The sequence below is a fragment of the Pedococcus sp. P2_F6 genome (assembly GCF_056403675.1).
Genome location: NZ_JBFUEZ010000004.1, coordinates 168,881 through 183,767 on the forward strand (window position 1 = coordinate 168,881; position 14,887 = coordinate 183,767).

The 14,887-nt window shown below is 70.7% G+C and carries 12 protein-coding genes and 1 pseudogene; 11 read left to right on the forward strand and 2 right to left on the reverse strand.

The genetic code is table 11. The features are described from left to right. Nucleotides 1-29 precede the first annotated feature (29 nt). The 6 genes and pseudogenes from groL (at nucleotide 30) to AC1DWP_RS12365 (ending at nucleotide 6,125) form a co-directional block, all read left to right on the forward strand. Entirely contained in the window at nucleotides 30-1,649 is a 1,620-nt protein-coding gene (gene groL, locus AC1DWP_RS12340; protein ID WP_477614767.1) for a chaperonin GroEL, read from the forward strand. 177 nt (nucleotides 1,650-1,826) lie between these two features. Beyond that, nucleotides 1,827-2,363 (forward strand): PadR family transcriptional regulator, encoded by a 537-nt coding sequence (locus AC1DWP_RS12345; RefSeq protein ID WP_477614768.1) that lies wholly within the window; start codon nucleotides 1,827-1,829, stop codon nucleotides 2,361-2,363. After that, nucleotides 2,360-3,106: an ABC transporter ATP-binding protein gene (locus tag AC1DWP_RS12350; RefSeq protein ID WP_477614769.1), complete on the forward strand. Its 747-nt coding sequence runs from the start codon at nucleotides 2,360-2,362 to the stop codon at nucleotides 3,104-3,106. The genes AC1DWP_RS12345 and AC1DWP_RS12350 overlap by 4 nt, the downstream gene beginning before the upstream one ends. Next, nucleotides 3,103-3,681: pseudogene (locus AC1DWP_RS12355) on the forward strand (hypothetical protein); the annotation flags it as partial. The gene AC1DWP_RS12350 and the pseudogene AC1DWP_RS12355, both read left to right, overlap by 4 nt. Before the next feature lie 77 nt (nucleotides 3,682-3,758). Then, complete coding sequence (locus AC1DWP_RS12360) at nucleotides 3,759-4,547, forward strand: FtsX-like permease family protein (protein WP_477614770.1); 789 nt, start codon at nucleotides 3,759-3,761, stop codon at nucleotides 4,545-4,547. Nucleotides 4,548-4,616: 69 nt separating this feature from the next. Beyond that, entirely contained in the window at nucleotides 4,617-6,125 is a 1,509-nt protein-coding gene (locus tag AC1DWP_RS12365; protein WP_477614771.1) for an RNA polymerase sigma factor, read from the forward strand. Nucleotides 6,126-6,134: 9 nt separating this feature from the next. Here AC1DWP_RS12365 and AC1DWP_RS12370 read toward each other — a convergent pair whose 3' ends face one another. Together AC1DWP_RS12370 and AC1DWP_RS12375 are read right to left on the reverse strand one after the other, a co-directional pair. Next, entirely contained in the window at nucleotides 6,135-6,359 is a 225-nt protein-coding gene (locus AC1DWP_RS12370) for an RNA-binding S4 domain-containing protein (protein WP_477614772.1), read from the reverse strand. A 19-nt stretch (nucleotides 6,360-6,378) separates the two neighbouring features. Beyond that, nucleotides 6,379-6,672, reverse strand: a complete 294-nt coding sequence (locus AC1DWP_RS12375) for a WhiB family transcriptional regulator (RefSeq protein ID WP_477614773.1) — start codon at nucleotides 6,670-6,672, stop codon at nucleotides 6,379-6,381. A 279-nt stretch (nucleotides 6,673-6,951) separates the two neighbouring features. Between AC1DWP_RS12375 and guaB the strand changes: the two genes are divergently transcribed. From guaB to AC1DWP_RS12400, 5 genes are all read left to right on the forward strand, one after another. Further along, a complete protein-coding gene (gene guaB, locus AC1DWP_RS12380; protein WP_477614774.1) occupies nucleotides 6,952-8,547 on the forward strand; it encodes an IMP dehydrogenase in 1,596 nt (531 codons plus the stop codon). A 149-nt stretch (nucleotides 8,548-8,696) separates the two neighbouring features. Then, a complete protein-coding gene (locus AC1DWP_RS12385) occupies nucleotides 8,697-10,073 on the forward strand; it encodes a S8 family peptidase (RefSeq protein WP_477614775.1) in 1,377 nt (458 codons plus the stop codon). Nucleotides 10,074-10,378: 305 nt separating this feature from the next. Beyond that, nucleotides 10,379-11,500, forward strand: coding sequence for a GuaB3 family IMP dehydrogenase-related protein (locus AC1DWP_RS12390; protein WP_477614776.1), 1,122 nt, complete (start codon nucleotides 10,379-10,381; stop codon nucleotides 11,498-11,500). Nucleotides 11,501-11,570: 70 nt separating this feature from the next. Next, nucleotides 11,571-13,163, forward strand: coding sequence for a succinic semialdehyde dehydrogenase (locus AC1DWP_RS12395; protein ID WP_477614777.1), 1,593 nt, complete (start codon nucleotides 11,571-11,573; stop codon nucleotides 13,161-13,163). Between the two features lie 13 nt (nucleotides 13,164-13,176). Further along, a complete protein-coding gene (locus AC1DWP_RS12400; protein ID WP_477614778.1) occupies nucleotides 13,177-14,886 on the forward strand; it encodes a GMC oxidoreductase in 1,710 nt (569 codons plus the stop codon). Nucleotide 14,887: the final 1 nt, after the last annotated feature.

The following is a 14,887-nucleotide window of genomic DNA, read 5'->3' on the forward strand; positions in this document are numbered from 1 at the left end:
CTGAACCCGATTGCTAGAGAAGGACTTTCATGGCTAAGACGCTGGAGTTCAACGACTCCGCCCGCAAGTCGCTTGAGCGCGGAGTTGACGCGCTCGCGAACGCGGTCAAGGTGACGCTCGGCCCGAAGGGCCGCAACGTCGTCATCGACAAGAAGTGGGGCGCCCCCACGATCACCAACGACGGCGTGACCATCGCCCGCGAGATCGAGCTCGAGGACCCCTACGAGAACCTCGGCGCCCAGCTCGCGAAGGAGGTCGCCACCAAGACCAACGACATCGCTGGTGACGGCACCACGACGGCCACCGTGCTCGCCCAGGCCATGGTCAAGGAGGGCCTGCGCAACGTTGCCGCAGGTGCCGCCCCGGCCAGCCTGAAGCGCGGCATCGACGCAGCGGTCCAGGCAGTGAGCGCCAAGCTGCTCGAGACGGCTCGCGAGATCGAGGGCAAGGAAGAGATCGCCCAGGTCGCCGCGCTGTCCGCCCAGGACGAGACGATCGGGTCGACCATCGCCGAGGCGTTCGACAAGGTCGGCAAGGACGGTGTCATCACCGTCGAGGAGTCGTCGACGGCGACCACCGAGCTCGAGTTCACCGAAGGCATGCAGTTCGACAAGGGCTACATCTCGCCCTACTTCGTCTCCGACGCCGAGCGCATGGAGGCCGTGGTCGAGGACGCCTACATCCTCATCAACCAGGGCAAGATCTCGGCCATCGCCGACGTCCTGCCGGTGCTGGAGAAGGTCATCAAGACCGGCAAGCCGCTGCTGATCATCGCCGAGGACATCGACGGCGAAGCGCTGTCGACCCTCGTCGTCAACAAGATCCGCGGCACGTTCAACGTGGTCGCGGTCAAGGCCCCCGGCTTCGGCGACCGTCGCAAGGCGATGCTGCAGGACATGGCGACCCTCACCGGTGGCCAGGTCATCTCCGAGGAGGTCGGCCTCAAGCTCGACCAGGCTGACCTGGACGTGCTGGGCCAGGCCCGTCGCGTCGTCGTCACCAAGGACAACACCACGATCATCGACGGCGCCGGCAAGCCCGACGACGTCACCGGCCGGGTCAACCAGCTCAAGGCCGAGATCGAGCGCACCGACTCCGACTGGGACCGCGAGAAGCTCCAGGAGCGCCTCGCCAAGCTCGCCGGTGGGGTCTGCGTCATCAAGGTGGGTGCCCACACTGAGGTGGAGCTCAAGGAGAAGAAGCACCGCATCGAGGACGCCATCTCGGCGACCCGCGCGGCCATCGAGGAGGGCATCGTCGCCGGTGGCGGCTCCGCCCTCGTCCACGCCTCCACCGTCATCGACGACCTCGACCTCGAGGGCGACGAGGCGACCGGTGCGCTCATCGTCAAGAAGGCCTCGGCCGAGCCGCTGCGCTGGATCGCCGAGAACGCCGGCATGGAGGGCTACGTCGCCGTCTCCAAGGTGCGCGAGCTCAGCCCGGGCAACGGCCTCAACGCCGCGACCGGTGAGTACGGCGACCTGATCAAGGCCGGCGTCATCGACCCGGTCAAGGTCACCCGCTCCGCGCTGGTCAACGCCGCCTCGATCGCGTCGATGGTGCTCACCACCGACACGCTCGTCGTGGAGAAGAAGGAAGACGAGGACGGCCAGGGCGCCGGCGGCCACGGTCACGGCCACGGTCACTGACCGGGCGCAGCAGGTCGTTCAGGACTGACGACGCGCGGCGCTGAGCTGCGTGGCATACCTCACGAAGGCCCGTCCCCACTGCGGGGGCGGGCCTTCGTCGTGCGCTGACCCGCGTTGACCACGCGGATGCAGCCGAAGTGCTTGCGCTCACTATTCATGTAGTGAATAGTGAGCGTCATGTCGACAGGTCACGTCATCCTCGGGCTGCTGCGCAGGGGGCAGCGGCACGGGTATGACCTGAAGCGAGAGCACGACCAGCGCTTCCCGCAGGCCAAACCCATCGCCTTCGGAGTGGTCTACTCGACGCTGGACCGGCTGCACCGCCGCGGGCTCGTCGAGCCACGCGGGGTGCAGCGGGTCGACGGGCCCGATCGGATGGTCTTCGAGATCACCGAAGCGGGATCCGAGGAGCTGCGGTCGTGGCTCGCATCGACCGATGAGCCGTCCGAGCACGTCGCCAACCCGTTCGAGCTCAAGGTGACGATCGCGCTGCTGCTCGGCGACGAGGCAGGGGCGTCGGCGTTCCTGCGGGCCCAGCGGTCCGCACACCTGGCCCGGATGCGGGCCTTCACGGCTGCCAAGTCGGCCCGGGACTCGTCGCTGCACGAGGTCCTGGCCGCCGACTACGCCCTCGCGCACCTGGATGCAGACCTGAAGTGGATGGACGCGGCACTCCAGCGCGTCGGCACTCTGAGAGAGGAAATCGGGGTATGAACAAGGGGACCGTGGTCAAGGCGCGAGGTCTGACGCTGGCCTACGGGCTGACGCCGGCGCTGCGGGGGATCGACCTGGACGTGCGGCACGGGGAGATCCTGGCGGTGACCGGGCCTTCGGGATCAGGGAAGTCGTCGCTCCTCCTGTGCCTGGCCGGTGTGCTGGCTCCCGATGCCGGCACGGTGGAGTTCGGCGAGCGGGTCATCAGTGCCGAGAGCGAGGCTGTCCGCTCCCGCCTGCGACGTGAGCAGTTCGGCGTGCTGTTCCAGTTCGGGCAGCTGGTCGAGGAGCTGCCTGCGGTCGAGAACGTGGCACTCCCGCTCCTGCTCGGCGGGATGAAGCGGGCCGAGGCGTTCGACCGGGCGCAGTCCTGGTTGCACCGGTTCGGCGTCGGGGACCAGGCCGACCACCGGCCCGGGCAGATGTCGGGCGGGCAAGCCCAACGGGTGGCCGTGGCCAGGGCCATGGTCACCGAGCCGGCTGTCCTCTTCGCCGACGAACCGACCGGGGCCCTCGACTCGATGGCTGCCGAGCAGGTCATGACTGCCATTGCCGAGACCGCGCGGGAGACGGGCACCACCGTCGTGCTGGTCTCGCACGAGGCTCGTGTCGCGGCTTACGGCGACCGTGACATCGAGGTGCGCGACGGCCGGCTCTCCGGCGGCCTCGGCGTCAACGGTGCGGTGCTTGGTTCCGCGGCGTCGGCGTCGGCTTCGGCCTCGAGCCCGCGGGCCGGCTCATGACCCTCCTCCAGGCCTTGAGGTTCGCGCTGACGGGTGGGCGCGTCGACCGGCTGCGCCTCGCGATCACGGCGCTCGGCGCCGCCTTCACCGCCTTCATCCTGCTCACTGCGGCAGTTGTGGTGTCGGTCCCGGAAGGGCGGGCTTACCGCGTCGAGGTGCTCAACGACTCCGGACTGCACGCAGGGGTCGTCACCGCGCTCGTCCTCCTCAGCCTGCCTGCGTTCGTGCTCACCGGCCTCGGGGTGCGCGTCGGGTCACCCCGGCGGGACCGGCGCCTCGCGGCGTTCCGCCTGGCGGGTATGACGCCCGGCGAGGCCCGTCGCGTGGTCTCGTGGGAGACGGGGATCGCTGCGGCAGGGGGCTCGGCCCTCGCTGCTTCGGCCTTCCTGGTGGCCAGGTTGGTGCTCCGTGCCCCGAAGCCGTTCACCGCATCGGTCCGGGGCCCGGATGGTTCTCCTCGGCAGGTGCTCGTGGCCCCCGGTCCGGCCCTGCCGGTGGACGTCTGGCCGCACTGGTGGGCCGCCGCGATCTCGCTGCTCCTCGTGCCGGTCGGGGCCGTGCTGCTCAGCCGCCTGGCGCTACGTCGGGTCGCGCTGACGCCGTTCGGTGTCGTCCGCCAGGTCCGACGTCGCCCACCCGCAGCTCTCCCGTCGTGGCGCTGGTCCTTGCCTCTGCGGCCTTCGCAGCCTGGCCGAGCATCCTCGGGCGGCTGGAGCTGCTGGAGCACCGGTCGCTGTCCACGTGGCCGCCGATGGTCCTGGTCGTCGTCATCCTGGTCGCTCTGCTGTTCGGCAGCGCGTCCGTGTCACACCTGCTCGGCCGGGTGCTGGCCGCGCGCCCGACTTCCGTCGCCGCACTGATCGCGGCGCGGCGGATGGTGGCCGACCCGTGGTCTGCGAGCCGGGCGACGGCCAGTGTGATCCTGGCGGTGCTCTTCGGCGCGGGTGCCGCCGCCTTCACGATGGAGGCAAACCTGCAGCGACCGGACACAGCCTTCTTCGCGAGCACGTTCGACGTCATCTCCGTCGTTGTCGGGGTCGCGCTGCTCGGGGCCGCCGGCCTGCTGGTGATCCAGCTGGAGTCGATGATGCTGCGTCGCAGGGCGCTCGCGGCACTGGCCGTTGCCGGTGTGCCACGGTCGATGCTCGTCCGCGCCCACCTCATCGAGACGCTGCTGCCCGTGGTGCCCATGGTCGTGCTGGCTGCGGCGGTCGGGACCGTGGCGATGCGCGGTTTCACCGGCGGCGGGCGCCTCGAGGTCGCGAACGACGACTCGGGCAACTGGGACCTCGGCACCCACTTCGTGCCGATCCCCGTGGCGTGGGCCGACCTGGCCATGTTCGTCGGTGGCGCGGTGGGAGCCGTGCTGGTCGCCACGCTGGTGGGCGCCGCCACGATTGGCTCGTCGATGCACGCCAGGGAGCTGCGCGCCACCACCTGAGGGCTCGCCGCGACCTGGGCTCCGCGGCATACGATGCGGGAAGAGGGGTGGCGCAGAGCGAGGTGGCCCATGGCGGATCGGTTCGCCGAACCCCCCAGCTTCGACGAGTACGTCGTGGCCCGGGGCGCCGACCTGCTGCGGACCGCGTGGCTGCTGGTTGGCGACGAGAGGGGCGCCGAGTCCCTCGTCCGCGCCACGCTCGCGCGCAGCTGGCCGCAGTGGCACCACCTGTCCGAGGTAGGTGCAGGGTCCTACGACGCCGAGCTGCGCAAGTCACTGATGGCGAGCTACCTGCGGCCGCAGCTGCGTCGTCGCAGTCACGACGAGCCCGAGGGTTCCGCGGGGCCGCGAAACGCAGCTTCGCCCCCACCCACGAAGGCGGCCGTGCTCGCCGCCCTCGCCGGGTTGTCCCGTCGTGAACGCGCGACGCTCGTGCTGTGGTCCTTCGACGGCCTCAGCGAGGCCCAGATCGCCGATGCCCTCGACGACGGCGTCGCCGCGGTGCACCGCCACCGCCTGCACGCCATGGCGACCGTCGGCGCGCTCCTCGCCCTCGACGAGGAGGGTCTGCGTGCCCTCCTGGCAGGCCTGCCGCCGCAGGACCCGTCGATCAACGGGCTCCTCCAACCGCCGAGGTCGTATGCCGGGTGGCTGCGTGGTGCGCGCGGGTGGGCGTTCGCCGTGGCCGGCCTGGCGGTGGTGGCCCTTGTCGGGGGAGTCGTCTCGCGAGGTGGCGACGGTGGGCTCCCGACTCCGCCGACGCCACCACCGGCGGCCCTGAGCTGCCGGACGACCTTCGGTCCGCCGACCCCGCCCGTCGTGCGCAGCCAGCCGCTCAGCATCACCGTCGCGGCCGTGCTCGTCTGCGCCCAGACCGACGAGGGGTCCGTCTGGGCAGGCTCACTGCCGCCCGATGCCCCGGTCAGCATTCCGCTCGCCGTCGACGCACTGACCCTGCAGCCGCGCACCAGCGGAGCCGAGTGCGCGGACCTGCCTCAGGGGCCAGCCTTCCGGATGGTGTTGCAGGGCAAGGACGGCATCATGACGACCTACGCCAACGAAGGTCTCGCCTGCAACGGCTGGCCGGCCCTGGCGAGCTACTACGTCGCGCTGGCGGAGCAGTCGGCCGAGGAAGGACCGGGGCCCGGCGACACCGGCGCCGTCTTCCTCGGGTGCCCGTCGATCTTGGGGAGGACCCGCTCGGCGCCGGGCGTCGCCCCACCGAGCCTGCCGCGGGGGACCGTGCTGAAGGCGGCCACTGCCTGCCTGCACCCACGACCGATGCTCACGAAGGTCCCTCGGTACCGCGGGATCCGGGGCAACGTCATGGGCGGCCCACAGCTCGCGCAGCTCAACGCCGACCTGGCCAAGGCCGGGTCGAGCGCGGTCCCCGGCAGCTCCTGCTCGGCTGGGAGCTCGCTGTTCGTGGTGCGAGTCATGACCGACGATGGCCGCGTCGTCGAGCTCAGCAGCGTCTGCGCCGACCGGTTCACCGTCGACTGGAAGGCGAAGGACTCCTGGCCGGTCAGCGCCCAGACCCGCGACATGCTGCGAGCCCTGCTCGTCGTCGCCGACTGAGCCCCCTGATCAGGCGTCGCTGACCACGGTCAGCTGCTGACCGGCATACCCGACGGTCTGTCCGGGGCGCACCTGGGCGCCGCGACGAACCTCCACCTCGCCGTCGACGGTGACCTCACCGAGCTCGATGACCGACCGCGCCATGGCGCCGTCGTCGACGACGCCGGCGAGCTTGAGCAGCTGCCCGAGCCGAATGGACTCGTCACGGATGGGGACTTCCACGGGGCTGCTCACGCAGCCGAGTGTAGGTCGCTCAGCTGGCGGCGGGGACGGCGTGGCCGGCGTAGTACGCCTCGCGCTCGTCCTCGGTCATCGCACCCCAGACGCCGTAGGGCTCCCGGACCCGCAGGGCGTGCTCCCGGCACTGCTTGAGGACCGGGCAGGCCAGGCAGACTTCCTTGGCCTGGGTGTCGCGGGAGCGGCGCGCCGGTCCGCGTTCACCTTCGGGGTGGAAGAAGACCTCTGGGTTGATCTGGCGACACGAACCGTCGAGCTGCCATTCCCACAGGTCAGCAACCGGTCCTGGAAGCCGTGACAACTCAGCCATGTCGTCCCTCTTCTCCCTGCGGCACGGTGCCGCACGTCTCGGACGCTACCGCCCTCTGACCTGCGGAAACAGGGTTGGAACGTAAGGACTTGTTCAAGGCCGCGCACCCAGACGGGGGCTGTCCCGAATGCTGGACGGTGCCGCGGCAGGGCCTCGGCAGCCGGTCGGCAGCGCGTCGCGAGCGCGTCGCCGGCCCGTCGTCAGCCCGTCGTCGACCCGCCATCGGCCGCTTCCGGAGGTCCGTCCGGGGGTGGGGTCGGCGCCCGTTACGATTGGGCAATGAGCCTTGGTGTGGACCTCGATGACATTCGGCGCCTGCAGGAGTCCGCTCCCGCCCCAGCCCCGGACCCCGCCGTCGATCCCGCTCCCGAGCTCGAGGAGCACGACCCGTTCGGCAAGCTGGGCCTGACCTACGACGACGTCCTGCTCCTGCCCGGCGAGACCGACGTGATCCCGTCCGAGGTCGACACCACCGCACGACTCACCCGCGAGATCTCGCTGCGCACCCCGCTGATCTCCAGCGCGATGGACACCGTGACCGAGTCGCGGATGGCCATCGCCATGGCCCGGCAGGGTGGCCTGGGCGTGCTGCACCGCAACCTCTCGATCGAGGACCAGGCCTACCAGGTCGACCTCGTGAAGCGGACCCAGACGGGGATGATCAGCAACCCCATCACGATCGGCCCCGACGCCACCCTCGAGGAGCTCGACCGGATCTGCGGCGAGTACCGCGTCTCCGGCCTGCCGGTCGTCGCCCCCGACAACTCCCTGCTCGGGATGATCACCAACCGCGACCTGCGGTTCACCCCCGTCGCCGAATGGGCCACCACCCGCGTCCGCGACGTCATGACCCCGATGCCGCTGGTGACGGGCGCGGTCGGCATCTCCCGCGCCGACGCCACGGCCCTGCTGCGCCAGCACAAGCGCGAGCGGCTGCCCCTCGTCGACGACCAGGGCCGGCTCGCGGGGCTGATCACCGTCAAGGACTTCGTGAAGTCCGAGCAGTTCCCCGACGCCAGCAAGGACGACCATGGACGCCTCATGGTCGGCGCTGCCGTCGGCTACTTCGGCGACTCGTGGGAGCGGGCGACCACCCTGATGGAGGCCGGTGTCGACGTCCTCGTCGTCGACACCGCCCACGGGCACGCCCGCCTCCTGCTCGACATGATCCGCCGGCTCAAGGCCGACCCCGCCACCGCGCACGTCCAGGTCATCGGCGGCAACGTCGCCACGCGCGCCGGCGCCCAGGCGCTGGTGGACGCCGGCGTCGACGCGGTCAAGGTAGGCGTCGGACCCGGCTCGATCTGCACCACGCGCGTCGTCGCCGGAGTGGGCGTCCCGCAGGTCACGGCCATCCACGACGCGTCCCTGGCCTGTCGCCGGGCCGGCGTACCGGTCATCGGCGACGGTGGCCTCCAGTACTCCGGAGACATCGCCAAGGCGCTCGTCGCCGGTGCCGACACGGTCATGCTGGGTTCGCTGCTGGCCGGGTGCGAGGAGAGCCCCGGTGAGCTGATCTTCGTCAACGGCAAGCAGTTCAAGTCCTACCGCGGCATGGGTTCGCTGGGCGCGATGTCCTCCCGCGGCAAGAAGTCCTACTCCAAGGACCGCTACTTCCAGGCCGACGTCACCAGCGACGACAAGATCGTCCCCGAGGGCATCGAGGGCCAGGTCGCCTATCGCGGCCCCGTCTCCGGCGTCGTCCACCAGCTGGTCGGTGGTCTGCACCAGTCGATGTTCTACGTCGGCGCGCACACCGTCCCCGAGCTCCAGGCCCGTGGCAAGTTCGTGCGCATCACCTCGGCGGGTCTCAAGGAGAGCCACCCGCACGACATCCAGATGACCGTGGAAGCCCCCAACTACAGCGGTCGCTGACGCGCCCGAGCTGACCAAGCCCGAGGTATGCCGGGTGGCGGCCACCCGGCACACGTCTCCTACGCGTTCTGGTCGATCCGCGGGCGCGGGGGTCGACCTAGCGTGGTCGTGCCCTCGATGCGCGGGGGCACCGGGCCCGGAGGTGGACCATGCGCACATCCCACCGGCGACTCCTGACCGCGATGTCCGCGGTCGCCCTCGCCTCGACCGCTCTGACCGGCACCGCTGTGGGTGCCACCCAGCGCACCCAAGCCGCCACGACCGGTGAGCTGAGCGCGATCTGCCACGACCTGTGGGACGGCGTGTTCGCCGCTCCGAGCAGTGAACCGCTGGCCGCGTGCCAGTGGGACATGGCCCTGATCGGCGCCAACGGCGCCACCCGGGCGCTGGCGGACGGCTCCGGCGTGCGCGTCGGCGTCATCGACTCGGGGATCGACTTCCGCCACCCCGACATCACGCCCAACCTGGACCTGGCCTCGTCCTGCTCCTTCATCCGCAGCGACGACCCCGCCATCCTCGCCGGGCTGGCGAGCGTCTCGGAGGCCGGCAACGGCGACTGCACCAACAAGGCCGCTGTCTATGACCGCTCAGGCCACGGCACGCACGTCGCTTCCGAGATCGCGGCACCCGTCAACGGCATCGGCATCGCCGGGATCGCGCCGAAGGCCACCATCGTCGCGCTCAAGGCCTGCACGATGCCGGGCTACTGCTTCGCGTACGCCGTGGCCGATGCCCTGAGGGCTGCCGGCGACCTGCGCCTCGACGTGGTGAACCTGAGCCTGTTCGCCGACCCGTACCTCTACTACTGCGGCAACGACGCGCAACAGCGGGCACTCGCGGCTGACATCTCCTCGGCTGCGCGCTACGCCCGCCAGCGGGGTGTTCTCATCGTGGCCGCGAACGGCAACGAGGAGGCCGACCTCAGGCACCCGATCCTCGACGTCATCAGTCCTGACGGGCCCGACGACACCCCGATCGAGCGGGTCGTCCACAACAGCTGCCGGGTGCTGCCGGCTGAGCTGCCTGGTGCGGTCACGGTCTCGGCTACCGGCCCGGTCGGCTACCCCGGTTACACGATGAACATCGCGGGCTACTCCAGCGTCGGCGGCGACGTCGCGGCACCGGGTGGGGACTACTTCTCCGCCACCGGAACCGTTCAGGACGCGATCCTGGGTGCCGTTCCGCCTGACAGTGACATCTGGGCGGGCTTCGACCCCCTCGAGGCGGTTTTCCCCGGGATCACCGTCATCGACCAGGGGGCGACCTACGTGTACCTCAACGGCACCTCCATGGCGGCACCGCACGCGACGGGCGTCGCAGCGCTGCTCATCCAGCGCCACCCGGGCTGGTCGCCGAGCGCCGTCATGGCAGCCCTGGAGCGCGGCGCGACACCGATGGCCTGCCCTGCGGACTGGGAGCCGCTTGGGCCGTCCGACGAACGGCTCAGGTGCTACGGCGGCTCCGACGGGTGGACCTCCTTCTTCGGTCACGGCCTGGTGAGCGCCTCCGGAGCAGCCGGTTCGTAGAACGGTCGTCTCACGCGCCCGTGCGGGGCGGGCATACGCAATCTGGGTGAGTCGCGGGGCGCGTGGGCGACCTAGGGTGACGACACGAGCGCTACAGCGTTCAGGCAGGGGGATCGCCAAGGACGTCGTTGCAACCGGCCGGACACGGTCCGCTGTGACGATAAAGGGCGTCCCGTCGCCGGCCGCCCCCTCACTCGGCGACGGGACGTCAAGCGCGCACGCGTGCCGGACCGAGGGGGTGCGGTGCCAAGACCCCGCGCGGACGGTGTCGCACCGTGCATCGCGGCTCCCGATAGCCTTGCGCGGTGACTGAGATCGAGATCGGCCGAGGCAAGCGGGGCCGTCGGGCCTACTCCTTCGACGACATCGCCGTCGTGCCCTCGCGGCGCACCCGAGACCCGGAGGACGTGTCCGTCGGCTGGCAGATCGATGCCTACCACTTCGACATCCCGGTCATCGCGGCGCCGATGGACTCGGTGATGTCCCCCGACTCCGCCATCGCGCTCGGCAAGCTGGGCGGCCTGCCGGTGTTGGACCTCGAGGGCCTCTGGACCCGCTACGAGGACCCGACGCCGCTGCTCGCCGAGATCGCCACGCTCGACCCCGCCTTGGCGACCGCGCGGATGCAGGAGATCTACTCGGCCGAGATCCAGCCGGAGCTGATCACCGAGCGGTTGCGCCAGGTGCGCGAGGCCGGAGTGACCGCCGCGGGTGCGCTCAGCCCGCAGCGCACCCAGCAGTTCTGGAAGACCGTCATCGACGCGGGGGTCGACCTGTTCGTCATCCGCGGCACGACCGTCAGTGCCGAGCACGTCTCCGGTCGCGCCGAACCCCTCAACCTCAAGCGGTTCATCTACGAGCTCGACGTCCCCGTCATCGTCGGCGGGGCCGCTTCCTACACCGCAGCGCTGCACCTCATGCGCACCGGCGCGGCAGGCGTGCTCGTGGGCTTCGGCGGTGGAGCCGCGCACACCACGCGACGCACCCTCGGCATCCACGCACCGATGGCGAGCGCGATCGCCGACGTGGCTGCGGCCCGCCGCGACTACCTCGACGAGTCGGGCGGCCGCTACGTCCACGTCATCGCCGACGGCGGCATGGGCGACAGCGGCGACATCGTCAAGGCCGTGGCCTGCGGTGCCGACGCCGTCATGCTGGGAGCCGCGCTCGCGCGCGCCACCGACGCTCCTGGTCGCGGGCACCACTGGGGATCCGAGGCGCACCACCCGGAGCTGCCGCGTGGCGAGCGGGTCGAGGTCGGCGCCCTGGCGCCCCTGGAGCAGATCCTGTTCGGCCCGGGACGCACCGCCGACGGCAAGACCAACCTCATCGGGGCGTTGCGACGGGCCATGGCCACGACGGGGTACTCCGACCTCAAGGAGTTCCAGCGGGTCGAGGTCGTGGTCGCGCCCTACCAGCGCAGCTGACCACCCGGATGTGGGCAAGGTCGCCAACTTACTGCTGGTAACAAAGGGTTGCCGGACCTAGGCTGCGTGCATGGCTCCGGACCTGATCGCCGACCCCGAGACCGACCCCACCGCGACGTATGCCGTGGACCCGGCGCACGCCCGACGGCTCGCTCGCCGGGTGGTCGCGGCCCCCCGAGCTGCGCAGTTCGTGAGCCACACGCCGCTGACCGGGGCGCCCCTGGCGTCGCTGCCGGTGTCGACCCGGGAGGACGTCGTCGTCGCGGTCGACGCCGCACGGTCGGCGCAGCGTTCGTGGTCGCGCACGCCGATGGAGCTGCGTGAGCGGATCTTCCTGCGCTACCACGACCTCGTCCTCGAACGACAGGTCGAGCTGCTCGACATCGTCCAGCTCGAGTCGGGCAAGACCCGTCGCCAGGCGTTCGAAGAGGTCGCCGACGTCGCCCTGGTGGCGCGGCACTACGCCCGCTCCGCGGCGGCATACCTGCGCCCGCGCCGCCGTGCCGGGCTCTTCCCGGTGCTCACGCAGAGCACGGTCCACCACCACGCGCGGGGGGTCGTCGGCATCGTCAGCCCGTGGAACTACCCGCTCTCGCTCGCGATCACCGACGCCATCCCCGCGCTGATGGCCGGCAACGCCGTCGTCCTGCGCCCCGACCAGCAGGCCTCGCTCACGGCGCTCCGCGCGGTGCAGCTGCTGACGGAGGCGGGGCTGCCCGAGTCGGTCCTCCAGGTCGTCCTCGGCGACGGCCCCACCGTCGGGCAGGCGGTCGTCGACCTCACCGACTACGTCTGCTACACCGGCTCGACCGAGACCGGCCGAGCGGTCGCGACCTCCGTGGCGGGCCGTCTGGTCGGCTACTCGCTCGAGCTCGGCGGCAAGAACTCGATGTACGTCGCGGACGACGCCGACCTCGACAAGGCGGTGGAGGGTGCGGTCCGTGCCTGCTTCTCCTCGGCTGGGCAGCTGTGCATCTCGATCGAGCGACTCCTCGTGCACGAGTCGGTGGCCGACGAGTTCACCCGCAGGTTCGTGGCGGCGGTTGGGCAGATGCGGCTGGGGGCGGAGCTCGCCTATGGCACCGACATGGGTTCGCTCGTCTCGGCGCAACAGCTCGAGCGGGTGGCCGCCCACGTCGACGACGCCCGATCCAAGGGGGCTCGGGTGCTTGCCGGCGGCCGGGCTCGCCCCGACCTCGGCCCGTACTTCTACGAGCCCACCGTGATCGAGGGCGTCACCGCCGCGATGCTGCTGCGCGACGACGAGACGTTCGGTCCGGTCGTGTCGATCTATCGGGTGCACAGCGACGAGGAGGCGATCCGGCTGGCCAACGACACCGACTACGGCCTCAACGCCGCCGTCTTCACCCGCGACGTGGCGCGGGGTCGCCGCATCGCCACCGCCATCCAGGCCGGCACCGTCAACATCAACGAGGGGTATGCCGCGGCCTGGGGGAGCATCGCGTCCCCGATGGGTGGGATGAAGCAGTCCGGCGTGGGTCGCCGTCACGGCAGCGAGGGCATCCTCAAGTACACCGAGTCGCAGAACGTCACGGCTCAGTACGTCCTGCCGATCGCACCGGTCGCAGGCATGGGCGAGGAGACCTACGCCCGGCTGATGACGAGTGCGCTCACGGTGCTCAAGGCATTGGGTCGTCGATGAGGCTGGGTCGTCGGTGACCCCGAGCGCGCCTGACCGCGACTACGACGTCGTGGTCGTCGGGTCCGGTTTCGGTGGCTCGGTCGCCGCGCTGCGGCTGGCCGAGAAGGGCTACCGGGTCCACGTCATCGAGTCCGGCCGTCGCTTCCGCGACGAGGACCTTCCGAAGACGTCGTGGGACCTGCGCCGCTATCTGTGGGTGCCGCGCCTCAAGTGTTTCGGCGTGCAGCGGGTCCACCGCCTTCCCGACGTCATGATCCTCGCCGGGGCCGGGGTGGGTGGTGGCTCGCTCAACTACGCCAACACCCTCTACGTGCCGCCCGCGTCGTTCTTCGAGGACCGCCAGTGGGGCGACATCACCGACTGGAAGTCCGAGCTGTCCCCCCACTACGACACCGCCTCGACGATGCTCGGCGCCGTCACCAACCCGTGTGAGGGCGTCGTCGAGGACGTCATGCGCCGGACCGCCGACGACCTCGGCGTCGGCGGCACGTTCCGCAAGACCCCCACAGGGGTGTTCTACGGCATGCCCGGCACACGTGTGCCCGACCCCTACTTCGGCGGCGCCGGCCCTGACCGCACCGGGTGCACCGAGTGCGGCAACTGCATGGTCGGCTGTCGCGTCGGTGCCAAGAACACCCTCGTGAAGAACTACCTTGCCCTGGCCGAGACGCTCGGCGTGACCATCGAGCCGATGCGCACGGTCGTCCGTGTCGCCCCGCGGCGCGGCGGCGGGTATGCCGTGACGCACGAGGCGAGCGGCGCCTGGTTCCGGCGCGCCCGGCATACCGTCACTGCGGACCAGGTGGTGTTCGCGGCGGGGACGTGGGGCACCCAGAAGCTGCTGCACTCCATGCGCCAGACGGGGGTGCTGCCGCGGTTGTCCGCCAGGCTCGGCCACCTGACCCGCACCAACTCCGAGGCGATCAACGGTGTCACGATGCACCGCGTGAAAGAGGGGATGGAGCTCAGCCGGGGCGTGGCGATCACGACGTCGTTCCATCCGGACGCCGACACCCACGTGGAGAACTGTCGGTACGGTCCGGGCTCAAACGCGGTCGGTCTCGTGGCCACCCTGCTCGTGCCCGGGGGCTCGCTGCCGAGGCCCGTGATGTTCCTGCGCGAGGTGGCCCGCCACCCAGCCGTCTTCGTGCGCTCGCTGTCACAGCACCGGTGGAGTGAGCGCACCATCATCGGGCTGGTCATGCAGAGCCGCGACAACTCCCTGCAGGTGACGGGCGTGCGCGGCAGGTTCGGTGGACGGACGCTGACCTCGCGACAGGGGCACGGTGAGCCGAACCCGACCTATATCCCTGCCGGGCACGACGCCATGAAGGCCCTGGCGCGCAGGCTGAGGGAGGCGACCGGCGTCCCGACCTATCCCACCGGCGGCCTGAGCGAGATCGCAGACATCCCTCTGACGGCGCACTTCCTCGGCGGCGTCACCATCGGTTCGACCCCCGAGCGCGGGGTCGTCGACCCCTACCAGCGGGTCTGGGGCTACCCGCAGCTGCACGTGGTCGACGGGTCAGCGGTGTCGGCGAACCTGGGGGTCAACCCCTCCCTGACCATCACCGCGCAGGCCGAGCGTGCGATGTCGCTGTGGCCCAACAAGGGCGAGACCGACCCGCGACCGGCGCAGGGTGAGGCCTACCACCCTCTCGAAGCCGTGAAGGCCGCCAACCCCGCCGTCACCCGCTACACCCACGACAGCGCGAAGGTCTGAC